The organism is Candidatus Neptunochlamydia sp. REUL1 (genome assembly GCF_963457595.1).
Taxonomy (GTDB): Bacteria; Chlamydiota; Chlamydiia; order Chlamydiales; family Simkaniaceae; genus Neptunichlamydia.
Window position 1 is genome coordinate 1,472,038 of record NZ_OY735137.1, and the last position, 24,778, is coordinate 1,496,815.

21 protein-coding genes and 2 pseudogenes are annotated in these 24,778 nt (G+C 42.2%); 4 read left to right on the forward strand and 19 right to left on the reverse strand.

Annotation, left to right across the window (positions count from 1 at the left end):
* Positions 1 to 224 precede the first annotated feature (224 nt).
* Positions 225 to 434, reverse strand: a complete 210-nt coding sequence (locus R2I63_RS07950; RefSeq protein WP_316356525.1) for a hypothetical protein — start codon at positions 432 to 434, stop codon at positions 225 to 227.
* Between the two features lie 22 nt (positions 435 to 456).
* Entirely contained in the window at positions 457 to 1,809 is a 1,353-nt protein-coding gene (locus R2I63_RS07955; RefSeq protein WP_316356528.1) for a hypothetical protein, read from the reverse strand.
* Positions 1,810 to 2,001: 192 nt separating this feature from the next.
* On the opposite strand from R2I63_RS07955, the pseudogene R2I63_RS07960 reads away from it, so the two are divergent.
* Positions 2,002 to 2,184, forward strand: a pseudogene (locus R2I63_RS07960) (transposase); the annotation flags it as partial.
* Positions 2,185 to 2,297: 113 nt separating this feature from the next.
* Here R2I63_RS07960 and R2I63_RS07965 read toward each other — a convergent pair.
* The 6 genes from R2I63_RS07965 to sctV form a co-directional block, all read right to left on the reverse strand.
* On the reverse strand, positions 2,298 to 2,480 hold the full coding sequence (locus R2I63_RS07965; protein ID WP_316356532.1) for a hypothetical protein: 183 nt from the start codon (positions 2,478 to 2,480) through the stop codon (positions 2,298 to 2,300).
* A gap of 211 nt (positions 2,481 to 2,691) precedes the next feature.
* Complete coding sequence (locus R2I63_RS07970; RefSeq protein WP_316356536.1) at positions 2,692 to 4,260, reverse strand: transglutaminase family protein; 1,569 nt, start codon at positions 4,258 to 4,260, stop codon at positions 2,692 to 2,694.
* A complete protein-coding gene (locus tag R2I63_RS07975) occupies positions 4,257 to 5,810 on the reverse strand; it encodes a 4-alpha-glucanotransferase (RefSeq protein ID WP_316356538.1) in 1,554 nt (517 codons plus the stop codon). Before R2I63_RS07975 ends, R2I63_RS07970 begins: the two co-directional genes overlap by 4 nt.
* Positions 5,811 to 5,966: 156 nt before the next feature.
* On the reverse strand, positions 5,967 to 6,416 hold the full coding sequence (locus R2I63_RS07980; protein ID WP_316356542.1) for a CesT family type III secretion system chaperone: 450 nt from the start codon (positions 6,414 to 6,416) through the stop codon (positions 5,967 to 5,969).
* A complete protein-coding gene (gene sctW / locus R2I63_RS07985; RefSeq protein WP_316356545.1) occupies positions 6,417 to 7,592 on the reverse strand; it encodes a type III secretion system gatekeeper subunit SctW in 1,176 nt (391 codons plus the stop codon).
* A 24-nt stretch (positions 7,593 to 7,616) separates the two neighbouring features.
* On the reverse strand, positions 7,617 to 9,740 hold the full coding sequence (sctV, locus tag R2I63_RS07990) for a type III secretion system export apparatus subunit SctV (RefSeq protein ID WP_316356547.1): 2,124 nt from the start codon (positions 9,738 to 9,740) through the stop codon (positions 7,617 to 7,619).
* 675 nt (positions 9,741 to 10,415) lie between these two features.
* Between sctV and R2I63_RS07995 the strand changes: the two are divergent.
* Positions 10,416 to 10,770: pseudogene (locus R2I63_RS07995) on the forward strand (transposase); the annotation flags it as partial.
* Positions 10,771 to 10,815: 45 nt separating this feature from the next.
* Here the strand turns inward: R2I63_RS07995 and R2I63_RS08000 are convergent.
* The 11 genes from R2I63_RS08000 to R2I63_RS08050 form a co-directional block, all read right to left on the reverse strand.
* Positions 10,816 to 10,947: a hypothetical protein gene (locus R2I63_RS08000; protein WP_316359832.1), complete on the reverse strand. Its 132-nt coding sequence runs from the start codon at positions 10,945 to 10,947 to the stop codon at positions 10,816 to 10,818.
* A gap of 99 nt (positions 10,948 to 11,046) precedes the next feature.
* Positions 11,047 to 12,126 (reverse strand): type III secretion system export apparatus subunit SctU, encoded by a 1,080-nt coding sequence (gene sctU, locus R2I63_RS08005; RefSeq protein WP_316356551.1) that lies wholly within the window; start codon positions 12,124 to 12,126, stop codon positions 11,047 to 11,049.
* 121 nt (positions 12,127 to 12,247) lie between these two features.
* Positions 12,248 to 13,345, reverse strand: coding sequence for a redox-regulated ATPase YchF (ychF, locus tag R2I63_RS08010; protein ID WP_316356554.1), 1,098 nt, complete (start codon positions 13,343 to 13,345; stop codon positions 12,248 to 12,250).
* Positions 13,342 to 14,238, reverse strand: coding sequence for a hypothetical protein (locus R2I63_RS08015; RefSeq protein WP_316356556.1), 897 nt, complete (start codon positions 14,236 to 14,238; stop codon positions 13,342 to 13,344). Before R2I63_RS08015 ends, ychF begins: the two co-directional genes overlap by 4 nt.
* Positions 14,235 to 14,924, reverse strand: coding sequence for a tRNA pseudouridine(55) synthase TruB (gene truB / locus R2I63_RS08020; RefSeq protein ID WP_316356559.1), 690 nt, complete (start codon positions 14,922 to 14,924; stop codon positions 14,235 to 14,237). Before truB ends, R2I63_RS08015 begins: the two co-directional genes overlap by 4 nt.
* Positions 14,917 to 15,285 (reverse strand): 30S ribosome-binding factor RbfA, encoded by a 369-nt coding sequence (gene rbfA / locus R2I63_RS08025; RefSeq protein ID WP_316356562.1) that lies wholly within the window; start codon positions 15,283 to 15,285, stop codon positions 14,917 to 14,919. Before rbfA ends, truB begins: the two co-directional genes overlap by 8 nt.
* Positions 15,282 to 17,660 carry a translation initiation factor IF-2 gene (infB, locus tag R2I63_RS08030; protein ID WP_316356565.1) on the reverse strand — a complete coding sequence of 793 codons (2,379 nt, stop codon included), beginning with the start codon at positions 17,658 to 17,660 and terminating at the stop codon, positions 15,282 to 15,284. Before infB ends, rbfA begins: the two co-directional genes overlap by 4 nt.
* 3 nt (positions 17,661 to 17,663) lie before the next feature.
* Complete coding sequence (nusA, locus tag R2I63_RS08035) at positions 17,664 to 18,938, reverse strand: transcription termination factor NusA (protein ID WP_316356568.1); 1,275 nt, start codon at positions 18,936 to 18,938, stop codon at positions 17,664 to 17,666.
* A 42-nt stretch (positions 18,939 to 18,980) separates the two neighbouring features.
* Positions 18,981 to 20,684 (reverse strand): 30S ribosomal protein S1, encoded by a 1,704-nt coding sequence (gene rpsA, locus R2I63_RS08040; RefSeq protein WP_316356570.1) that lies wholly within the window; start codon positions 20,682 to 20,684, stop codon positions 18,981 to 18,983.
* Positions 20,685 to 21,109: 425 nt separating this feature from the next.
* A complete protein-coding gene (locus R2I63_RS08045; RefSeq protein WP_316356573.1) occupies positions 21,110 to 21,631 on the reverse strand; it encodes a transposase in 522 nt (173 codons plus the stop codon).
* Positions 21,632 to 21,914: 283 nt separating this feature from the next.
* On the reverse strand, positions 21,915 to 22,151 hold the full coding sequence (locus tag R2I63_RS08050) for a hypothetical protein (protein WP_316356576.1): 237 nt from the start codon (positions 22,149 to 22,151) through the stop codon (positions 21,915 to 21,917).
* Positions 22,152 to 22,333: 182 nt separating this feature from the next.
* Here R2I63_RS08050 and R2I63_RS08055 point away from each other — a divergent pair, with 182 nt between their 5' ends.
* Both R2I63_RS08055 and R2I63_RS08060 read left to right on the forward strand, forming a co-directional pair.
* Positions 22,334 to 23,080, forward strand: a complete 747-nt coding sequence (locus R2I63_RS08055; protein WP_316356579.1) for an amino acid kinase family protein — start codon at positions 22,334 to 22,336, stop codon at positions 23,078 to 23,080.
* Positions 23,064 to 24,662 (forward strand): hypothetical protein, encoded by a 1,599-nt coding sequence (locus R2I63_RS08060; RefSeq protein WP_316356582.1) that lies wholly within the window; start codon positions 23,064 to 23,066, stop codon positions 24,660 to 24,662. The genes R2I63_RS08055 and R2I63_RS08060 overlap by 17 nt, the downstream gene beginning before the upstream one ends.
* Positions 24,663 to 24,778 lie beyond the last annotated feature (116 nt).

Below are 24,778 nucleotides of genomic sequence, written 5' to 3' on the forward strand. Positions count from 1 at the left end.
AACGTGGCTGCAGATAAGGCGAGGGAAACCCATACGAGAGGTTCACGTACGGATCTGTGAGGACGTGAGGGGGAGGTTCCCTCGCGTTACTCGACTTATGCCTCCGCTCATAGCGGTCGGTTACTTTGTTTTTTTAAATCTTCGTAATTTGATTCCATTACATTAATCTCCAATTAGGTGGGGTATGAGGGAGCTTACAAGAAAAGTAAAAATCCTGCAAAAATTTATTTTGGACCAAGCAAATCTGATTCTAAATTCATATTTTCTAAACCGATATCTTTTTGTTCAATATCGTACAAATAGGCATGATTTTTAAGAGTAGATATTACTGAGTAATAAGCCATCAACTTGCCTTCTTTATATCTATCTTCCCCATGTTCTAGATTGGCTTCATTCTTTATTTCAAGAGCTTGATGTTTAATTAGATCAACCATATGTAGTTATGAGATTATCCCACTAATAAATACCTGCAGATAGATTAATTTGCATATCTCCTCCCAACGAACTTTTTGCAGTCCAGGGTGTACCAGGGGTAAGTAGATCTGGAGAAAAAATAAGACTAAGGTCTCTGGAAGGTGTTATATCCCCAGCCTTCTTATTTTCTTCCAAAATTTCTGTTACCCCATTGATGGTCATTGTTACTTGTCCCAAATCAGTTACCGCTGTTATGTCAGCAAACATAAATTTACGAGAATTAATATCCCAGTCAGGTATAGTACCATTAATAACTCCTTTATCAGATTCATCCTCTTTAACCTCTTCGATGATTTCTTTAACCTCTTTGATGATTTCTTTAAAAGTAAGTTTCTCATCTGAAATAGCAAGGACTTGAGCCATTTTAACCACTGGTTCTTGAAGCCATGTTTTGAGGTAGTTCTTAGGTGCTAAACAACTTAATCCTGAGTTTGTTTCATGAGAAGGCTCTGTTTTCTTAGATTTAAACACGTAGCTCAGCCTAATACCAATATCATAAGAGCTAGCTAAACAATATTTTCCAGCTGTATATCCTCCGAAGAAACCCGCTGTTAGTCCAGGGAAGCTCTTAGGCTTCCAATTTAACTCTCCAGAATAGTTGTTGAAAGGTTTACGAAATGATGCTTTTGTTCTTAAATCGAATGTATCTGAAAAAGGGTGGAGAAGGGAGATTCCTCCTCCAATACCACTCTTGGAAAGATGGCAACCATTTTTTATGTCATATTTCACATGATCATAACTAACATCTAATCCTACAACAGTCCTAAATTTTTTGAATTGTAAATCTGCTCCTCCTTTCCCTCCCCAGGCATTTGCCCCAGCGATTCTTCTATGATTTACAGAAATTTTATATGGATCTAATGGGTTTTTAGATAGTTTTCTGCTCCATGAATGTGAGTAATATCCATCAAGTTGGCAAGACTTAACAAATAAAGAAGACATTTCTTTTTCAAATACATGTTTGATCCCAATTCCCCCTGACGCTTGATGAACCCATTTTTTTTGTGACCCTGTATAGAAGTTGAATTTCAAATCTTGCATCAAATGCTCACCACTGATTTTGATGCCAGTTTTTTCGTTGCTTCCTAGGCAGAACCCGAAAGTAGCATTACTTCTCAATTGTTTTGGACCACCTTCAAATAAACCGGACAAAACGAATGCATAAAAATCGTGAGATAATTGAATCCTAGCGGAAGGACCCAAAAAATTATTACGGGAACCTTTAGTTTTAATCTTTTCTTCAATTTCAGTTTCAGAAAAAGTGATTGTTTCTGCACACAGATTTATGGAGATTAATAAGGAAATACTAATTTGACAAATGGTGATTAATCTCATTATTATTGCATACCTCTCAAAAAAATTACCTATCTTTCTAAATAAAATTATAAGAATTATTTTTCAACAATAAACTAGGCTCTGTCCCTAAAGATAAAAATTGATTAGACTATCATGAGACTATCCCACTAATTTTCTAACCCAAAAGAACGTAATTCCCAACAACATAAATGCTTCATATACAGGGCAAAAAATAAAAATAGCCATATGACTGTGAAGAGGAACGGCTACCTTCCAGAAAGAGAGATTCAAACTGGAATCGGTCCGATAAAAGTCAAAAAGCCTCGGGTTAAAGGAGAAGCGTTCACAAGTGCGATCTTGCCAAAATATATGAGGCGAGCTCCAAGCATTGATGCCCTTATTCCAGCCCTTTATAGGTTCCATAGACTTTACTCCTTATCGTACGTTTTCGTTCCATTGGGCTTAATACCCCGATTAGCAGCACCTACCGTGACACGGCTGTCTAGAGACGCGCTCTCAGAGGAATCTCATATGGGAATTCTTTCAGTTGCTGTTTCGCTAAATTTTTCGCCATCTGGACTTAGATCAGATGGAGTTAGGCCACCTTTTTGGACTGGATGGAGCACCTCAGTCCTATTTTGATTTTTGTTTTCTTTATTCTTGGTTACTTCAGGCAGACCGCCATTTTGACGTGACACAACCACTTCCATAAAAGCCTCCCGATTTTTTTTGTAAATACTATTGTATAATAAACTTTATTCTATAAATGTAAAATTTAATTAAACAAACCTTTAATGTGTTAATTTCAGTGGTTTAGATTTTTATAGGATTTAGGGGTAGTGAATTATTAAGTAATTTATTATTAGATTGTTATATATTAATAAAGGAGCATATCCTTCTATAACTGGTTGAAAATAAGGCTTAGTCAGATATTGAGGAATGGTTCAGGTGAACCTGGGCTTGTGAGGGATCTGGGTAGAGGGGGCGCAGGGCATGGCGTAGCCCTTTTAGGCAATAGGGGGAGTGATTCCTCTTTTTTGTGAGCTCCTCAGCGCTATGGAGGTGTTGCCATGCTTGTTTATAGAGGAAGCGATTAAGCGATACGATGCTCAGGTAGTACTCTACCATGGGGGAGCTTTGATCGAGAGAGTGGAAATGAGAAAGGCTTTCTAACGCATCCCCGCTTTGACCTAGTTGCAGTTGAGTGATGGCAAGTTGGAGAATTCCATCACGAAAATCGGGGTATTTTTCAAGGATTGCTTTAACTTTTTTCTGTTTTGCAAGGATGGATTCTCGGGTTTCATCCACATGGAGAAAAAGGGTTTTGATCCCTTCGGTATTGACTTTGCCGTTTAAATAGTCTTCGGGAGTGGTCTCTTTTGCAACGGCGTGGTCAAAGGTAAGGTCTCTGATTTCGCTTAGGAGTGCACGCCCTTCCTTTTCTTTTCCGATAAAGAGGTAGTTGTACCCAAGGAGCATTTTTAGAAGAGGGTCATCAGGAAGAAAGGGAAGTGCTTTTTCGTAAAGATCAACAGTTGTTTCATGATCTTCTTTATGCCATGCAACGGAGGCTTGGTTGATGAAGGCAAGACCAATGACTTGCTTTTTATTGCGCTGTTGAAGTTTGCGGGTATTGATACCCAAGTAGGCACGGTTGGGGAGATGAATTCCTCGCGCTGTGGTCTCGATATTCTGGATCTCTTCTCCTTTGCAATAGCGGATATAGATGTGTCCTGGTGGGGTGATGATTTCTAGGGGAAGGTCGAGTCGCTCTGCAATGGAAAGATAAAGAATCGAAACCCCTAAACAAACCCCTAACCTACTATCTAATACAGAGGACAGGAACGTGTAGGTATCAATATCTTTTGCATAGAGGGAGTGGGGAGGGAACCGGAACCGTTTTTCGTGGAATATGAAATGGCTAATTTCCCGAATTTTTTCTTCATCTGTTGCATGGATTGGAAGGCGCGCAAGAATCTGCAATGCAATCAAATCTAGGGAGGCTTCATACTGCCGCACTTTTAGAGGATCTTCTTCAAACTGGTACAGGAGGAGTGCTCTAGAAAGATCGACTTCCTCCGTGGGAAGAGAGACAAGCTCGGATTCTTTCCAGACATAGTGTCCTTTCAAATTGCGATTTGCGAGATGATCTGAGACGGATTCGATCATCTCCAATTGATCTTCGGAGAGTTCTATATCGGTTTCAAAGGGTTGTTTATTAACAAAGGAGGTGACGCCATCAATGTCCATCGCGGGAAGGATGAGTTCTCCTTCTAAGTAGCGGCGCTCACTTCGATGTTTATGCATAAGCTCCCATGCATCTGAAAGCGCTTGCTTTCCTTGGTTTGTTGCGGGGTACAAATGGTAAAAGGCAAAAAGTTGTGAGATGGACTGCGGGTCTAAGCTCCGATACAGGGTATCGAGATGGGCTTCTGGTATCTTCGCTGTGATGAACATCGCAGGAAGTAGGAGCAAGAGAAGTTTCTTCATACTTTTGAAGTTACCACATTTTTGATTTCTTGTTTGAGGGTAGCATTTTGAGTGAGATTTTCAAGGGGGAATCTGTAGCGATAGGTCCAGTTGAGTGATGACTCGGTCCCTGGAATATTGATCCGTTCATCTTCTGGATTATCCCAAGTCAGGTCAGGAGTTAAGGCCAGGTATTCCTGGAGAAGGTTTACATGGAAAAGACTACCGCAGTGGTGGATGTCATGGAGGATAGCGCGGTGGTGGTCTATGGAGAGCTCTTCTTTATACTTCCATCCCTTAAAGCTTGCGTAGTCACGTGCTTCATCAGGAAATTTTTTCCACCAAAGATAGAGTGTTTCAATGTCATGCGTTGAGACCGAGGCAATGCTGATGGGAGGGTATTCTTCGTAGGGGACAAAGGAGTGGTCTGTTTTCCAATTTCGATAGCGGCGAAAGATTTTGGTTCCAGGGATCCCAAGTTTTCCCATCACTGGACGCACGAAAGAAGGGGGATCACCTAGATCTTCCCCGATAGGAAGCATATCTGAAAAGGAAATGAGTGTATCAAGAAGCATTTTACCTTGCATCTCCATAAGGGCTGGATCCTTTGGAATAAAGTGCCCATCTGAAGGGGTTTTCCCATAGGGAATGGCCCAAATGCGAAAAAAACCAAGAATATGGTCAACGCGGTAGATGTGAAAGTAATGGGTTGCGACTTCGATCCGTTTTTTCCACCACTCAAAATGATTTTCTTCCATTGCTTTCCAATTATAAAGGGGAAATCGCCAGTTTTGTCCTGGGGGATCAAAATGATTCGGAGGGCTCCCTACGGTGAATGAAAGATCGAAGAACTCTTTGTGTGCCCACACATCGGCACTATCAGGGCTGATAAGGATAGGAATATCGCCTTTTAGAAAGACGCCTTTTTTTTCGGCATGGGCTTTCACTTTTTTGAGTTGTTCATGACAAAGAAACTGAACAACGAGGTGAAAGTTGGTTTCATGGGTCAGGTTTTTTTCTAAACTGCGACGCTCATTTCGAGAAAGATTTTGTTCTTTCTCGGACCAATTCATCCACTCATTATTGTTATGTTTTTCCTTGAGAACTTTGTAAAGCGCATAGTCTTCTAGGTGAGGACTTTTTTGAATAAAGGAGAGGTAGTGGTGATTTTCTAAAATTTCTTTCCCATGTTTTTCAACATATTTTCTTAGGTAGGTAAGTTTTTGATCAAGGACTTGACGGTAGGCTACCCGTTTAGTTTCGTTAAAGGGATGAAAGGCTTCAAGTCCTTCACTATGTGGAAGGGCATGAAGGCTGAGATAAATAGGGTGAAGGGCTGTTGCAGAAAGAGCATTGTAGGGGCTAGGATCACGTCCTGAGTCGTTAAGAGGTAGGAGTTGCAAAACATCTATCCCTAATGAAGCGACCCAATCAATTAGGGGAATAAGATCAAGAAATTCACCGTTTCCGGAGCTTTTTTCTGTTCGAATTGACAAGAGGGGGACTTGGATACCATGGTGGTGTTTCATTCCCACTTTTCTCCAAGCTTTTTCCGTTGGCAATGCTTTCATGAACCTATCCTAAAAATCCTTCATAAAAAGTGCGCCTAGATTTTTTTGGTTTACAAAGTGCGGAGATCAATGGCAGCTTTGTAAAGCTGTCGAGATCGAGCATGCAGTAGTGTCGGAAAAGATGAGTTGATTTTTCGCAGGATTTTTGGGATAGGTTCATTGCTTCATGAAGGGAGGGGGTTTGGCATCCGCACTATTGTATTTTAACGGAGAGGTTCCTCCTTGCTCGATGGCGGAGCGCCACTCTTCGGCTTCTTCAATAAATTTTTCAAGTTTTTCCATCAATTTTTCTCCTGAAAGCGCCTCAGCAGGAACAAAGTTATGGAGGATGAGCATGTTTTTCTTTTCGTAATAGGCTAGAGATCCAAAGGGGTGGAATTCTCCATTGATTTTGAGAGCATCTTTAAGGACATTTTCTCGAAATCTTCCAGGCGGGATTTCATGAAGAAAAGCCCAGATAATAAGGTTTTCTTCGTGTGGGTCCATTTGAAGTTGGATTTCAAGCTTGTCATCTAGAAGGAGATTACATGCATGATTTTTGTCTACGTGAAGGGGGATTTTGATAAGTTCTCCGAGATCCCAGAGGAGTTTTTGAAAACGATCCATTTATTCTTCATCCTCATCATTAAGCTCATCTTCTAAGTCACTCAAAGTTTCCATGAGTGCCATGAGAATTTCTTGGCGGTGACGTTCTGATTTGAAGAGTTTTGGAGAAACATGACGCATCGCATCTCGATACTGAGTATAGACCACAACTTGCGCAGCAAGTTCTTCAGCAATTCCTAAAGTGAAAGAGAGCTTTAGGATTTTATCAGGTGTAGGGTATCTCTCTTGGAGGAGCTTCATTAGGAGATGGGCTAAAACTTCAAAATTAATGCGGCTCGGCATTGTTAAATCATGGTGGTCAAACTGCCTTTTGATCATTTTCATCCTGCCAAAGAAAAAGCGGAAGACACCGAGGATAGCTTGCATAGAACGAGCTTCTCCAAACAGGCGTTGCAACTCTGCACGAGAGATTGAAGGTCCTTTTGCTTTCATATCTGTGCCTAAGGAGTGGAGGATAAAGTCGATGATATTCTTCATATCTGAGAATTTAAACTTTTGAGTCAGTTCTTCAAAGAGCTTGTGAGGAGTACGGGGGTTACCTGTAATCTCGCGGTAAAGATCACGCAGCGCTGTTGGGCTTCCAAGTCCTTTTTCAGCAAATGCTCTGGCTTGGATTCCAATATTACGACCTGCTTGAATTTCTCTTCCAAACTGGGCATTAAAATCCTGCTTAGCCGTAATGTATTTCTGTTTTAGCTCTTCTTTATTCTGAGAGACTTCAATGAGGAAGTCGATTGCCTCATCGGCAAGGGCTTTATCGGTATAGGTTTTCTGAAGCTTATTCAGAACCTCATCGTGAGAATCCTCGGGCTTCATCTCCTTGAAGAGATTTGTAAGGGTCTTTTTCTGAAGTTCGGGGTTTCTCTGGTAGTAATCTTCAGCGAGCTCTTCGATGGCAGAAGTTTCTCCAGCATCTACTTCTTTTTGTTCTTCACTCTTTTGAGATTTTGAGGTTTCGGCAGGAGGCCGGTTTTTGTTCTTTAATGTTTCGAACTTCTTCTTCATTGCCAGCGGGTTAAAGGCCATCATCTCGGTGGCTTCTTGAATATCCTCCTCACTTCCGACTTGACGAGCTTCCATTCGGGCAAGCTTTTGCGTCTGCTCAGCTTTCTTAGATTGCTGAATACTAGCATCATTGGATGTACTAGAAACTTCATTAACTCGTTCGTCAGACATATTTCACCCTCTCTTCTCATTGTATCATGACAACTGGATTCTGCCTAGAGGTTGGATACGTACTTCAGGGACAATCTCTTGGTAAGAGACGACTGGAAGTTCGGGAAAATCTCCCTCAATTAATTTTCGAGCAAAACGACGTACATCGATTGCTGTCAGAAGAACAGGGGGTTGACCACCCGGAGGGGTAGGGACAATAACTCCACGCATTGCATGGAGGATAAGTTGTACAGAATCAGGATCAAGCGCGAGGTAAGATCCTGCAGAGGTTTGCTTAATTGCGCCACGAATCATGTCTTCAATTTCAGGATCAAGGAGATAGACAGAAAGAACCGTTTGTCCAAGAGAGTATTTGTAACTAATGTAGCGTTTCAGCGAGGAACGAACATACTCGGTAAGGAGAACTGTATCCTTTTCTGTTTGAGCCCATTCACTAAGTGATTCTAAGATTGTCCGTAGATCTTTGATCGAAACTTGCTCTTGTACCAGACGTCTAAAGATTTCTGTGAGCTTTTGCAAGGGAACGAGTCGGGTGACTTCTTTGACTAGATCGGGGAAGGATTTTTCCAAAAATTCCAAAATTGCTCGAACTTCTTGAATTCCAATGAAGTCGGAAGCATAGTTTTTGTAAAATTGAGAAAGGTGAAGGATCATGACATCAAGAGGTTTCCAATACTTGATCCCGGCCTTTTTTAAGACTTCAACATAGCGATTTTCAACCCATAGGGCAGCTTGCCCAATGGCATTTTTTGATTGAGTGAACGGGAGGTTGTAGCGCCTAAGGGTTTCTTCCGTTTCGTTGGTAAGAACAGACCTTTCCATGATACGCCCACGAACAATGGGGACCTCGTTGAGGAAGATGGAGTATTCGCTAGGTTCGAGGGTTGGGGATTCGGTACGAACATGAACACCTGGAAAACGCACTCCTAAATCTTGATAAAGGGCATGACGCATTTTTGGGATCATGTCGTCGACAAATGTCGTTCCTCCTTTTTCTTTTCGGATCACTCCAGACAATCCATTTCCCATCTCTAAGATTACAGGAAGCGTCAATGCGTAGTCATCGAGACCTCCACGAACAACAGTGTGGCCTTCGACATCGGTTTCGATACTTGCAGGTCCAACAGTTCCTGCGGCTGACTTGGTTGCCCGTTTTTTCTCTTTAAAGTGATTCTTTATCCCAACACCTGCAAATAGGGCTGTTAGTAGCAAGAATATCCATGAGGGGAAACCTTCTAGAAATGACAGGCCAAGGGTGACACATCCGGCGAGTATAAGACCCTTAGAATGCGAAAAGATTTGTGAGGAAATGTCTTTACCAAGGTTGGTGTTTTTCTTTTCACTTGAGACCCTAGTAGTCACAACACCGGCGGTAAGGGAAATCATGAGGGAGGGGATTTGCGTTACGAGACCTTCTCCAATTGACAGTAGAGTGTAAATTTTTGCTGATTGCATGGCCGTCATATTATGAATGATCATCCCGATAACAAGACCCCCAACAATGTTAATGACCGCGATGACAATCCCGGCAATCACATCCCCTTTTACGAACTTCATCGCACCATCCATCGCACCATAAAGTTGGCTTTCTTTTTGGAGAGCAAGACGGAGTTCTCGAGCTTGGTTTGAATCGATTGTTCCACTTCTAAGATCGGCATCGATACTCATTTGTTTACCGGGCATCGCATCAAGAGTAAAGCGGGCCGCAACTTCGGCCACACGTTCGGCACCTTTTGTTACAACAATGAACTGTACAATGGTGATAATCAGGAAGATAACCCCTCCGACGATGAAGTTTCCACCAACGACAAAATTACCAAATGCAAAGATAATGTGTCCTGCATTGGCGTGAAGAAGAATTTGCCTGGTTGCAGCAATCTCGATCCCCAGTCGGAAGAGGGTTGTGATTAAAAGGATAGAGGGAAAAATCGAGAGGTGGACTGCTTTTTGAATGTACAATGCAACCATCAAGAGACAAATGGCAGCACTCATATTGATTGCAATCATGATATCAATGATAGTTGGGGGCACTGGAATGATGATCATTCCAATGATCGTGATGATAAACCCAGCTAAGATGATGTCACTTGATTTGCTAGCCAGTTCAACTAACTTATTACTTCCAAAAACACCTGATATTTTGCTCATTTATTACTCCGAAGCATTCGTCTTATTTTTAAGAGATCATAGGAATGTATTCTACCAGTAACTTCAATAGTATTGGGCCATTTTATAGCGTCTGCAATCACTTAACAGGCCTCTTCTAGCATATCATGTCCCATTTTTCTTTTATTGTATAGTCTTTGGCTAACTAAAAATAGATATTACTCACACTTTGAATGATGATAGTATGTTTAGATTATGAGCTTGACTTTGAGGATCGAAGACAGTACTTGCCATGAACAACCTCAGGCTTAAGAAGATGATCGATTGTTGCCTGTCCCGAATACGTAGTGTATGCATCAAGCCTTTTAGGGAAGCAATTTCAACTAAGAGTTAAAAATGGCCGTTGATATATGGAAAGTGTATTTTAATTAGGCTTGATCATTATAAGATTCATACATCTCGTGGAGGCTCCTGATAGGCCGATATTTCTGAGCCACTGGACGTCCTTAGAACCGGTGGCTTTTGCAGTGCGCCATCCTCTGAACCATAGGCCATGTTCTTTTTCTTTTTTAACAGGGGGGGGGAGCATCTCTTTGATGAGACGGCTTCTTCGACAGCGGCACTGTAACGGAGGACTCTTTTGCGCTTGGCTTGCACGCTTTGAGAGACGGCGTGGAGGCTTGCTTGCAAAAGGAAGGTGTCGTCTGCATTTTTGAGAAGGGTGTCTGTCTGGGTCTCAAAATGTTTGACGGGGCTCTCGAATTTTGGGTTGCTTTAGAAGAGGAGTTTCCTGGATGCGCTCAGCAACGTTGCTGGGTACACAAAACTGCCAATATCCTTGATAAGATGCCAAAATCGCTTCATTTCTCTCTATGAAGCAAAGTACCCAAAGGCATGTAAATGCTTGACGAAAGATGAGGATCAGCTCTTCACTTTCTATGACTATCCAGCCCAGCATTGGCAGCACATTAGGACGACAAACCCGATAGAATCAACCTTTGTAACGATTAGGCACCGGTCGAGACAAACAAAGGGATATGGCTCCAGGATAGCGACGCTGTCAATGGTGTTTTGTCCACTGGTAGCGAGAGAAGAAGTTTTGATCTGCTGTGTAGGTTCAGGTGAGAGACTTTTCTATGTAGTGCAACCCTCTAATCGGAGCGGTGATGACGTTGTCTGCGATGGATAGCATCCGATCGAGTGGATGGGGTTCGGCGTGCTTACGTGGATGCCTAATGAGCTGTTCCATTTGCTCTTTCTAATACCTCTTTTTAAGAAAACCGGGAGGGATATTTCATGATCTTAAAATATAGGTCAATGGAAGTTGTTTTTTAATTTGGTGCGACTTTTATTTAAAGAGGTCAACGTTGTATTCCGGTTCAGCAGAAGCTTCAATTGTATCAAGCCATTTCAAGACTTCAGCAATGGCTTCGTAGGTTTCTTCCGGAACAAAACGGCCCGCTTTTCCCTTGTTGTATAGCATTTGGGCTAAGGGAACATTTCGCATAATCGGGACGTTATTTTCAAGTGCTACTTTTACAATACTCTCTGCTGTTACTCCTTTTCCCATTACAAGAATTTTTGGGGCGGGGTCTTCTTCAGCATCGTAAGCAAGCGCAACAGCAATATGAATAGGGTTTGTTACAACAGCTCGCGCATTGCGGGCCTTGTTTGGAGGATCTTGATAAGCGATTTCTTGTTGTGTTTGCCGTCTCTTACCCTTAATTTCAGGATTTCCTTCCGTATCTTTATGCTCTTGTTTGACCTCAAACTTTTCCATTTTCATTTCTTTTGCGAAGTTTTTCTTCTGGAATACCAGGTCAAAAATTGCGATTGCTAAAAAGAAAAGTCCAACACGAAAAGCAACTTTGATTAAAAATTCACTAAAAACAATGGCACTTCCCATGATTGGCATTGCCGCAGTGGCAATAATCTGGGGGAGGCTGTTGTAAACCACAGAATAAATCAAAATGCCAGCCCCAGCAATCTTCATGATAGATTTCAAAAGCTCGATGAAGGTTTTTATTTTGAAAATTCCTTTCAGATTTGTTACAGGATTGAGCTTTTTGATATCAGGCTTCATGGATTGCAATGAAAAAAGGGGACCAACAATCAAAAAATTCACTAAGATCCCAACCAGGGAAATCAAAATCATAAATGGCATGGATGTGTTAAAGATTACCTGAAAGGTGGCGCTGACGAACATAGGGATTTCGGCTTCGATATGATCTCCATCCTTTACTCCGGAAAAAGCGGTCATCATGAAGCCAGCAAGGTTTTTAAAGAAGTATCCGGACGTAGCAACAATTAAAGCAAAGGATGTTGCAAAGGTAAATGCAGAAGGGAAATCTTTAGACTTAGCGACTTGCCCCTTTTTCCGTGCATCGCGGAGTTTCTTCGGGGTCGCCTTCTCGGTTTTTTCAGCCATACAGCGGGGGGTGTTTTAACTAATTCCATCATAGACAATCAGAATTAATTATACCACTCCGGAAAAATAAATCGGTGAATTAACTGAGCCAAATCCTGGAAAGGAAGTTTAGAGGCACGTCTTAGTTGTGGAAGAAGAGAACAACGTCACCATCTTTGACAATGTAGTCTCGACCTTCGGAGCGTGCTTTTCCTGCATCTTTAGCTCCGACGCGGCCTGCATATTCAACCATGTCTTCAAAAGAAACAACTTCTGCGCGGATGAAACCTTTTTGGATGTCGGTGTGGATTTTTCCGGCAGCCTCTTGCGCAGTAGATCCAGTTGTGACTGTCCAAGCGCGGGTTTCTTGCTCACCGGTAGTGAGGAAGGTAATAAGGCCTAGCGTTTCAAAGCCGACCTTGATGAGACGGTTAAGACCGGGTTCATTGAGACCGAGGGTTTCAAGGTATTCTTTTGATTCTTCTTCATCCAGCTGAGCGAGTTCCTCTTCAAGCTTTGCGCAGAAGGGGATAACTTGACTATTTTCCTTGGCTGCATAGTCTAGAACCGTTTTGTAATGGGGCGCATCAAGAGAAGAGATTTCTTCTTCAGAAAGATTAGCAGCATAGATGACTTTCTTAGCGGTAATAAATTGATAAGGGGCAAGAAGGTCTTCTTCTTCTTTTGTGAGTTCAAGTGAGCGAACAGGTTGACTGGCATTTAAGTGGTCGCTTACTTTTTTTAGGGCATCGAGGGTTGGAACAAGCTCTTTTTTCCCTTTAGCCTGTCTTTCGATTTTTTGCAGGCTATTTTCTGTCATCTGAAGGTCAGCAAGGATAAGCTCTAGGTTAATGACTTCGATGTCGCTAATCGGATTGATTTTTCCTTCAACATGAATAACTTCATCATCCTCAAAGCATCGGACAACGTGGACAATCGCATCGGTTTCTCGGATGTTGGCGAGGAACTGGTTGCCGAGACCTTCTCCTTTGGAAGCACCTTTAACAAGCCCAGCAATATCAACAAAAGTCATTGTTGCTGGAAGGAGCTTTTTACTGTGGGAAATAGCGGAGAGGGTTGCTAGGCGGCTGTCGGGAACATCAACAATCCCGACATTTGGATCGATGGTGCAAAAGGGGAAGTTAGCAGCACCTGCCTGTTTCTTTTTGAGGAGGGCGTTAAATAAGGTTGATTTACCAACGTTTGGAAGGCCAACAATGCCGCAAGCAAGATTACTCATGAGGGAAAAAACTCAGGTTTTAAGGATTCTAATAGGTTTGCTTTTGAGGGGGGCTTAAAGTCAGGGTTCAATTCGTCATGAAGATAGGAAACAAAGACGAGTTCAATGTGATCTGACTCAGGGATTTCTTTTTCGAAATAAATAGTAAGGAACAGATTTGTTTCTCCAGTGATGTTTTGTGTTCCACGGTAAAAAGCAATTGCAGGGATGGGTTTACCCTTGGAGAGAAGATCTACGGCATATACTGCTGAGGGAAGAAGACAGAGCTTTTCAGTTCCCGTAACCCACTTATATTGAACTTCATTTTCTCGAATAATATTTGCTTTGTCAAAAGGGAGTGAGATTGAGTAGGAGCGCCCAAGCATTTTCTTTACTTTCTTGAGACTGCGCTCTTGTAGGGCCTTTCGAATCACGCCGCTCGAGATGGCTTCTTTATGGTGAGTCTCTTTAGAAAGATACTCTGTACTCCACCCGAGCTTATGGATTTTTTCAGGTGATCCCGCTTGATTTTTTCCAAAGCGAGCATCTTCTCCCACGATGAGATGGTCGAAGGGGAGGTAAGTGCGAAGATAACCAAAGAACGATTCATAAGATTGATTGGCAAACTCTTGTGTGAAAGGAAGGACAATTACAAGGTCAAGGCCATGTTCTTTAAGAAGATCAAGGCGCTGATTTAGGGAGGTGATTTGAGGAACAGGGGAGTTAGGGGTAAAAAGAGTTGAAGGATGATTTGAGAAAGTGAGTAGGACGCGTGAGCCTCCCTTCCGAGTGAGTTTACTTAACCTGCTGAGGATCATCTGATGTCCGAGATGGACACCATCAAAGATTCCAATTGAAAGGGTTATAGGCCCTTCTAACTCAGGAATTTCCTCTATACTTCTAACTATCTTCATACCGTCTTCCTCAAGTGGGGGATATATGAAAATGATGGCTCTGATAGGGATTTTGCGTCAATGCAATCTTTCAGATGAAAACTGCCGCTTCGAGTGCGTTGCAGGGCGATCAAGTGGCCAAAGCAGCCAAGCTTTTCTCCGATCTCGCTCGCTATAGAGCGGATATAGGTTCCTTTCGAGCAAGAGACTTTGATTTTTAATTCAGGATAAGAATAATCGAGAGTAGTAATTTTTACTTCAATTTGGACAGGCTTTCGCTTAATTTCGATCCCTTTCCGAGCCAAGAGGTAAAGTTTTTGTCCTCCCACTTTTTTTGCGGAAAACATCGGAGGGATTTGCATAATAGACCCTTGAAATTCAGCAACAACCGATTCAATTTCAGCGATTGTCGGAATCTTGTCACTTGTTTCCATAAGGGTCCCATCACAATCAAAGGTGTCCGTGGATTCTCCAAATTTGATGGTTGCAATATATTCCTTGTCATCATTTAGGAAGCTATCTGAGATTCTTGTGTAAGGGCGCCCGATTAACATTACCATGACCCCTGTGGCGAAGGGATCAAGAATCCCCGCATGGCCAATTTTCTTGATGCCTGATATCTTTCTAAGGACTTTAACAAGATAAAAAGCAGTCCGTCCCTTCTCTTTATCGACCAGGAGGACCCCCTCGCTCTTAGGGTCACTCATTTGATTTCCGGGCTTCTTCTTCAGTATGAATTTTTTTAATGAGAGAATCGATTTTCAATTGTTTGTCGACAGAAGTGTCGAGGCGGAATGTTAGCGAAGGGAAATGACGCATCACAACTTTTTTTGAGGCGTGCACTCCGATAAAACCAGCAGCGGTTTCTAAAGCTTCAACAGTTTCACTCCGTTCTTGATCGGTTCCAATTATGCTTACATAGACCTTAGCATGGTGAAGGTCTTTTGAGATATCGACTTCAGTCACTGTCGTAAACTGAGCAACCTTAGGGTTGCGAACTTGCTTGTTAATGACTTCGCTGATCACTTCTTTTAGGAGTGAATTGAGCCTTTCTGTTCTTTTTGTCATAACTCTTGTTGAACAAAGGTAACTTCGTACCCTTTAATTTGATCCCCTTCTTGATAGTCATCAAATTTGTGGAGTAGAATTCCGCATTCTATCCCTTTCTTGACTTCTTTAACATCTTCTTTGACACGCTTTAGAGAGGAGAAATCTCCTTCAAAGATGACTTCACCATCGCGTAGCAGTTTTGCGTGGTAATCTCTTTTAATCGTCCCTTCAGTCATCATACAACCTGCAATAGAGCCTAATTGCGATGACTTAAAGACTTGCTTCACTTCAGCGGTTCCTTTTTCAGTTTCATGACGCACTTTGTCAAGAGAAGCAAGCATTAGCTCTTTGACATCGTCAATGACCTGATAAATAATGTCTCGACGCTTGATTAAGACTTGATTTCTCTTGATGAGGTCTTCGGCATGGCTCTCTACCTGTGTGTGAAAGCCAATAATGGTTGCACTGGAAGCTGCAGCAAGCTCTACGTCTGATTCAGAAATCTCTCCCACACCTTCACTGATGAAGTTAAGCTCTACCTTATCAGTCTTAATCGCAAGAAGGGAGTTTTTAATTGCTTCTACGGAACCTTGAACGTCAGCGCGAAGGATCAACGGAACAACCTTCTTTTCTTCAAGCTCTTGGTGGCGCGTCATGAAGCTTTCAAGTTCACCACGCCCTCGCTTGAGCTTTTCGCGTTTTGCGCCAGAGGCACGCTCTTCAGAGAGTTTTCGTGCTTCTTTTTCATCCGCAACAACAATAAATTCACATCCAGCATCGGGGACACCTGAAAGACCTGTAATCTTCACAGGGGTTGATGGTCCAGCAATTTGCACAGCTTTTCCATGTTCATCATGCATGGTTTTCACTCGTGCATAAAGATCTTCGAAGACAAGAGCGTCTCCTAAATTTAGCGTTCCATTCTGAATAAGGACAGTCGCAACTGCTCCAAATCCTTTGTGCATTTGAGATTCAATAACGGTTCCTCTAGCACGTGTTTCTGGGTTTGCTTTCAGTTCGAGTATCTCAGATTGAAGGGCAAGCATTTCAAGGAGCGCAGGGACTCCTTCTCCAGATTCGGCAGAACAGTTGATTGTAAGGACCTCTCCACCCCATGCTTCAGGAAGGAACTCACGATCTGCAAGTTGTCTGTAGACAGTATCGGCATCAAAGCTGGGTTTGTCGCATTTGTTTATTGCAACGACCAAAGGAACTTTAGACTCCTTGGCTAAGCGAATTGCTTCGTCTGTTTGCGGCATAATTCCTTCATCTCCGGCAACAACTAAAACAATTACGTCGGTAATAGCTGTTCCGCGCTGGCGCATTAAAGTGAAGGCTTCGTGACCTGGGGTATCTAGAATTGTAATTTCCCCATGTTCTCGGCGGCACTTGAAAGCCCCAATGTGTTGAGTGATTGCTCCTGCTTCGCCCCCAGCGACATTACTCTTTCGAATAGTATCGATTAGACTTGTCTTTCCGTGGTCTACGTGACCCATGAAGGCAATGACTGGAGCACGGCTCTCGAGTTCTTCAGGTTTCGCTTCGCTTATTTCTTCTTGGATCGAGCTTCCGGTGATACGTAGACGCTCTTCTTCGCTGGTATCGATTTTGATCTCGCATCTAAACTCTTGACCTAAGAGCTGAACTGTAGTCTCGTCTTCAAGGTAGTCATTAATGGTAATTGCAACGCCTTGCATGAAGAGTTTTGAAATGAGCTCTGAAGCTTTTAATTTCATCCCTTGTGCAAGATCTTTTACAGAGATAGGCAAGCGCACAGATAGCTCTTTTGGCCTTACTATTTCCGCTTCGTCCCGTTTTGGGCGGTAGCGGCGAGGACGACGGCGATAAGATCGTTCTTCTCCTACTCGGAGTCCTTGACGGTCGCGTGCATCAAAGCGTGAGTCTGATTTTTTCCGAACTTCCCGAGAGTTTCGCCCAAAGTTAGCTTTAAACCCTTTCTCTTTCGGAGGGGATTCAACTTGCTTTTCTCGTTTTTTAACATCACTAGCAGGCTTTTTCTCGGCTGTCTTTTCTTTCTCCTTTTTAGTCTCGCTCTTAGGTTCGGCTTCTTTGGGTTTTGAAGCGGCTTTAGGGCGTTTAATTTTGGGATACATCGAAGGAGAGGATGTTTGTGCTTTTTCCTTCTTTGGCTCTGATGGAGCATCAGCAGCAGGAGTCTTTTCCTCTACTTTTTTAATCTTGCTTAACGCAGCTTCCTTGTCGGCCTTGGCAGCTTCTTCAGCTCTTGAAGCTTCTTCTTTTTTAGCAAGTCTAGCCTTCCGGTCGTCTTCCTTTTTCTTGGAAGCTTCCTTTTCGTCTTTCTTTGCTTGATTTAGCTTTAGCGCTTTAGCAAGTTGGGCATTTTTAACTTTTAAATTTAAGTTTTTTGCCAATCTCTACGTCCTTATTTTGCGCAGCTTATCCATAAGATCATCTGCCATTTCAACGCTAATCCCCGTCTCACTAGAGAGTTCTTTTGATGAGACATTAAGGACTTTGCGTGGAGTGTCGAAACCTGCTTCTTTAAGGCTATCGATCACAAATTGATTTATTCCCTCAATTGCATTGAGTTCATCGTCGAGTTCTGGGCTTTCTTCAAGTTGAATTTGCTGACGTTCAAACGAAAGCTCAGCCTGGTACTCGGTCATTTTCTTTACATCAAGCTCTGCACCAACTAGAGCAGCATTGAGGCGGGCGTTCATCCCACGTTTTCCAATTACGATAGGGTAGTCGTCATCCTCAACTATAAGTGAAATTTTTCCATTCTCTTGATCGTAGTTAAGCTTTTTTGGTTCGATAGGGTGGAGCAGTGCATAAAGAAGTTGAACGGTATCCTCAGTGAAGATAACGATATCAATTTTTTCATTGTTGAGTTCGCGAATGATGTTTTTTACTCGAGTTCCTCTCACCCCAACACATGCTCCCAACGGATCCACTCTTGGGTCATTCGAGTAAACAGCAAGCTTAGTGCGATACCCTGCTTCACGGACAATCTTTTTAATTCCTATCGTTTCATCCATAAGTTCTGGAACTTCTTGCTTGAAAAGCTGTTCAACCATTTCAGGGTGACTACGACTTAAAACGACTTCAGCACCACCATTTTCAGTGTCACGCACTTCCCAAAGAAGGGCCTGGATACGGTCGCCGACGTGGTATTTTTCAGTTTTTGGATAGAATCGTTCAGGGAGAATTGCTTCAACTTTTCCAAGATCAACAATTAGTGTTGCCCCTTTTACTACACGCTTTACAGTTCCTGAGACCATTTCGTGAAGGCGGTGACGATACTCTTCATAGATGACATCACGCTCGGCACCTCGGAGTTTCTGAGCAATAATTTGTCGGGCTGTTTGCGCCGCAATTCGTCCTAAGTCTACAGGAGGAATTGGGACTTGAATAAAGTCTCCCATTTCGCAGTCTGGAGCAAGCTCTCTTGCCTCATCAAGGAGGATTTCCTCCTCGGGATATTCGATAGTGTCGACAACTTCTTTTTCAGCTGTAACATCGATTGCTCCTTGCTTTGGGTCGATAACTACCGAAACGAGGCCTACACCTTTTAAGCTTTTACGTGCAGCTACTTGAAGGGATTCTTCGATAGCGTCAATAATCGTTTCTCGTTTGATCCCTTTCTCTCGTTCCAGGTACTCAAAAATTGCGATTAAATCTTTATTCATTGTTTTATCACCCTTATAAAATAAAAGGAGGGAACCCCTCCTTTATTCTTCTTCCTTCTTCGTGACGACGATATCGTCTCTATTTTCGTTATTTGTCTCTACGAGGTAGTCCTTGATAGAGAGTGAAATCTTTTTATGCTCTGGGTCAAGCTTAATCACTTTTGCCGTTACATTGTCGCCAACTGCAACCACATCTTCAACTTTCCCAAAAGCTTGGTCTGAAAGCTCAGTCACATGGATGAGACCTTCGATACCATTTTCAAGCTCAGTGAAAGCACCAAAAGCCGTGACTTTTGTGACAACTCCCTTTACAACAGTCCCAATTGGGAGAGTCTTTTCGATTGATTCCCAAGGGTTGTCGCCTAACTGCTTAATCCCAAGAGTGATTTTCTTACTCTCCTGATCTACAGAAAGGATGAGTGCTTCAACAGTATCCCCTTTTTTCAGAACTTCAGAAGGATGAGAGACTTTTTTAATCCAGCTTAAATCTGAAATATGAATCAGTCCATCAATGCCAGGCTCAAGCTCAACAAAGGCTCCATAATTAGTTAAATTGCGGATCTCAGCTTTAACGGTACTTCCAACAGGGAATTTGGTATCAACGTTTTCCCAAGGATTTTTCTCTGTTTGCTTGATTCCAAGAGAGATTTTTCCTTCATTTTTCTGAACTGAAAGGACGATTGCCTCAAGTTCATCACCTTTGGTAACAATTTCGCTAGGATCAGTGACATTTTTCACCCATGACATCTCAGAGACATGGATAAGCCCTTCAATTCCAGGCTCAATCTCAATGAAAGCTCCATAGGGAACGAGGTTGACGATTTTTCCTTTAACTTTAGTTCCTGTAGGGTAGCGTTCCTCGATTTCTTCCCATGGATTTGACTCTTTCTGCTTTAGGCCAAGAGCAACGCGCCCTTTTTCTTTGTCAATATGGAGGATCATAACATCTAGTTCATCGTTAAGCTGAACCATTTCAGAAGGGTGCTTGATCCGCTTCCAAGTCATATCCGTAATGTGAAGGAGTCCGTCGATTCCATCGAGGTCAAGGAAGACACCAAAGTCTGTAATATTCTTGACAATCCCTTTACGCGTTTCTCCTTCTGTGATATTTTCAAGGAGTTCTGCTTTCTTAGAGCTGCGCTCCTCTTCGAGAAGTTCTCGTCTGGAGACAACGATGTTTTTTCTTTCTATATTGATTTTCAGAATCTTGAAGTCATAGGTCTTGTCGACGTAATCATCAATATTTTTGATGCGTTTGTTGTCGATTTGAGATCCTGGAAGGAAGGCCTCCATTCCAATATCTACCATCAATCCACCTTTAACCTTGCGGATGACTTTACCTTCAACGATCGATCCTTCTTCGCAGTGTTCGAGAATGAATTCCCACTGCCGCTGTCTACGAGCTTTTTCGCGAGAGAGGACAATCTGTCCATCTTCCCCTTCAGCACGGTCCAGAAGGACCTCAATGTCATTTCCCATTTGGAGTTCGTTGGGGTCATTAAATTCATTCACAGGAATGAGGCCTTCAGACTTTAGGCCGACGTCTACAACGACGAAGTCTGGAGTGAGTTCAACGATTTTTCCTTTAAGAATTTGGCCTACTTCCATCGATGAGATGGATCCAGCTGCAGCTTTTTCTTCTCTATTATTCAGTAGCTGTTGAAATAGCTTTGCGTCTTCATCGTTGAATTCGATGTCATCGATAATTTTGCTTTCGTTCCAGTCGTACTCTAGTTCATTCGACATTAGTAGGGGTTCTCCATGGGTTAATGATGTTTCTTCCACTTACTAAAATATTTCATGGCAAGAGGAACCTCTTAAAGGAAGCAGGATAACAAATAATTCCTAAAAAAAGCAACCTTTAGTTCAGATGAAGCTACCAGGGGTTGCATTGGGACATATTTCAAAGTTTGTTTTACCCATGAGGTTTGATCCACTTTCTCTGCTTTAAAGCTCCATCTGTCTTTTCATGTTAACTGGAAGAGCTAGCCAGCTTTGCTTGCAGGGCTAAAGTGGCTTTTCTGTTCAAGAGGTCTAATTGAAGGGAGCTCATTGATGCTAGCTCTAATATTACGATTGGCTGATATAAAATTTTCTTTGGGAAGTGCTTCAGATAGGAAGATTGATGTGCGATTGTAGAGTCGAGGGCCTCATCTAGCGAGTAGAGGAGCCTATCCCGATAATCTATCCACCCAGTATTTAATAAGGCTAAAATTCAAAAATCCTTTCCAGTAATCTAATTTTCTTTCCGAACGCACAACAAGTCGTCTGAACTTTCTTTGAAGCCATGATATTGCCCTTTCTACTTGCCATCGCCTCCTTCGAATCCAAGACGCAATTTTCTTATCTTCTGGATGTTTCCCCATCTTCCTTTTGGCTATAATCGGATAAATATTCCGTCTTAACAATTTTACCCTTAGTGCACTTGCATCATAACCTTTATCTGCTTCGAATATGGGAAGCCTTCCTGTCTCTTTTTGGGAGATTTTTATCTGCTTGCTTACTCTTTCAAGCAGAGGCTCTACTTGTAATCTCTCATCTCCTTTAGCACTCGTTACTTCAAGTGCAATTGGGCTCCCTTCTTCATCGACTAAAAGGTGGTTTGTGACTCCTTTCCCTTTGTATCCATAGTCAACTAATCCTCCTCCTCCTTTGCCTGCGGAAAAAAACCATCCGTTGCCATCCGATCCCAATCGATCAATCCTTCTAAAAAAGCTGCTTCCCTTAACGCTGAGAGGGTTTTTTCAAGCGTTCCATTAGCTTGCCACATTCCCAGTCAACGATGAGATGCTGAACGCGATGTCCACTTTTCTCCATGGCGTATGAGGCTTTCCCTTCCTTCTTTTATGGGGGTTTTTAGGCATTAAGGGTTCGAGTATCTCCCATTGCATATCTGTTAATCCATCAAATCTTCCTGCCATCGATTCTCTTTCTAGAAGTTAAAATAAAGAGAGCCTAGCAGGTCTTTAAAAATATTTAACTTAATATTATCGGGATAGGCTCATCTGCTAGCATTTCAATAATGTGAGCATTCAAAGGTGAAGGTTCAACATGCTCATTTTCTCCATTAATTTTCCGCTTTTTTTGCGCCTGAGGGAGCTCTTCTTGAGGTGTAAAAGGACGTTTCAAAGATTCTGTATTTAAACTTAACATTTTTCCTCCAATGTTTTTTTTCTTAAAAGAAGTCATCGGTTGATTTTGAATTAAAATCAACTTAAAATTTATTTTTCAGTAACGCGCTTTCTCTACGCCATCCCTCTCTTTTTTTTTGGGAGGAGCTTCTTTTGTCAAATTTTGGCTAAGAAGCCTTGTAAATATAGAAATTTTTTCAAAAAAATCCTCATTTACTTCTTTTCTAAGGTGTTATTAATATTGAAGGAATGGAAACTTTAGTTATGAAATTTGGGGGAGCCTCTTTGAAAACCCCAAAACATTTTGTGAATGTTGCTGATATTATCGCAGCTAAGAAGGGGCGCGTCGTTGTTGTCGTTAGTGCTATGGGTGAGATGACCGATGAGCTTACACACCTGGCCCATCAGGTAGCACGTAGCCCTGCTCGCCGCGAGATGGATATGCTGATTTCAGTTGGTGAAAGAATTAGTATGTCCCTGCTTGCTATGGCATTAGAAGAAAAGGGTGTTTCTGCAATTAGTTTAACGGGGAGTCAATCGGGAATCATTACTTGCGGTATGCATAATGATGCTCTGATTAAAGATGTTCGCCCTATTCGTATTCAAGAGCACCTAGCTGAAGGAAAGGTTGTGATTGTTGCTGGTTTTCAAGGGGTAAGTGAAAAGAAGGAAATTACCACTCTTGGCAGAGGGGGGAGTGACACATCAGCGGTGGCTCTTGCTGCAGCCCTTAAGGCGGAAAAGGTGGAGTTTTATAAAGATGTCAAGGGAATCTATTCAGAAGATCCTAAAAAAAACCCCAGTGCCAAGCTTTATACGGAGCTTTCGTCTGAGCAAGCGATGAGCTTTTCAGAGTTTGTCATTCACCGCCGATCCATTTTGCTTGCGTCAAAAAACGGTTTGCCCTTACACGTGTTAACTTACAAGAAGGAGCTGTGGAAGGAGTATCCAGGAACATGGATTGACTCTGCAGCATCGAAGAAAGGGTTAACCTATGAAAGTAGCAGATGAGCTAGTTGATGAGCTTCTTGAAACAGGAGTTCCATCTTGGAAGCTTGAGAAAGGGGAGGGGGTGACCCTATACCTTCTAGCTAGTCGTCGTCCTTATATTGGGAAGTTCATTCTTGAAATGGTTTCTCATCTAAGCCCTAACCATTTTTCACTAGGTGCGGTTCATGAAAAATTTCTTGTTACAACTGTACATATGCATGAGGATTCTCCCGAACTTGAACGGATTATTCATGAGTTAGAGCTTGGCGTTCGTTCTCCATACCATGCTGCCAGAATTCTTGAAATGAAAGCGCTTTCGATGGATGAAAAAAGAGGGCTTATTCAGGAGAGTATTCTAACTGTGATTCGTCGTTTTCCATCACTGTTCGACTATGATTTATTTTCTGAAATGCAGCAGTTTTTTCTCAAACATTCAGATCAGTATTTTCGTTCTCGCAGTGTACGAGAAGTGACTCAAACTCTTTCAGCTCTTTATATGATCCGAAAAAAGGTGCTCTTAAACCATGAAAAATCTTCTCTGCATCGCCATGTTGCTGTTAAGATAATGCGACGCACACTTACCTTCCCTTTGGAGCAAAAGGAGGCTTTAGAGGTTTCTGTGGGGCTGAATATCCTTCGAGAGAATGAGGTTTTTAAGAGAGGGCATCTTATCAAGGCCATTCAAAGTCTCCTTCCTAATGCGCGCTTGGTTTCAGGAAGTGATTATCAAGAAAAGGAAGAAAATTTTCTTCACCTTCTCACTTTAGAAATCGAGAAAGCAGGAGGTTTTGAAGTGGAAGAAATTGCTGATTTAAGGCGGTGGCTCCCCCGTGCCCTTAAGGGAAAAATTGAACATCTTCAGAGATCTGTGTTCATGCCGCGCAATGAAGAAGAAATTTTTCGTCATGTTGTGACTCTTGGGCGTGAGCTCCGTTTTGCTCGTGATCTCCCCCAGCTGATTTTATCTTTTGAGAGGCAGGCAGAAACCTACCTCATTTTTACTGTCATCTTAGCTCGTATCCTTCTCCCTAAAATGCCCCCAGTAGAAGATGTTTTGATGGCTTCGCCCCTCCATCCAAAAATTGATCGGATCAAGCAGCTGGGGATGCTTCGGAAAAAGTATCCAAAAGAAGCTGCTGTATTCAAGGTGGAGCTTCCCATTCTCCCGTTTATTCGAGAAGACCATTCAATTGACCTTTACAAGGCACGTCAAAAGATCCTTAGTCAGTTGCAGGAGGTGTTTGGGGAGATCCGTGATTACAATGGGGGAATGATATCGAAGCAAAATGAAGTTTTTTCTTCATTAGAAAAAATGGTTGGCGCGCATGACTCTATTCTTTTAGAAAACTTTTTTCACTCTTTATTTCCTCTGGAAAAAAGAAGTTTTATAGATCCTAAAGTGTTAAAAACACTTTTCCTCCTTTTTCAAGAACAACTTCACTCTTCTGTGCCTTTTTTGTCTCTAGAGGAAAAAGATCACTTTTTTATGATTGGAGAAGGAGAAATGCTCGACAAGCTTCATGATTTTTCTGCTCCTATCATCACTCTTGATCTTGAGCATGATGAGCGCCATTACACGGGTTTCATCACTCCTATTCAATAAATATTTTTTTCTTGCTGTATCGAAAGTTGGATTTTGAAAATATTTGGCGATTAGGAATATAATCTCGGCTTTGTGTTTTTTTTGACTGTGTCTCCCCTATGGCTTCAGGAAATTGG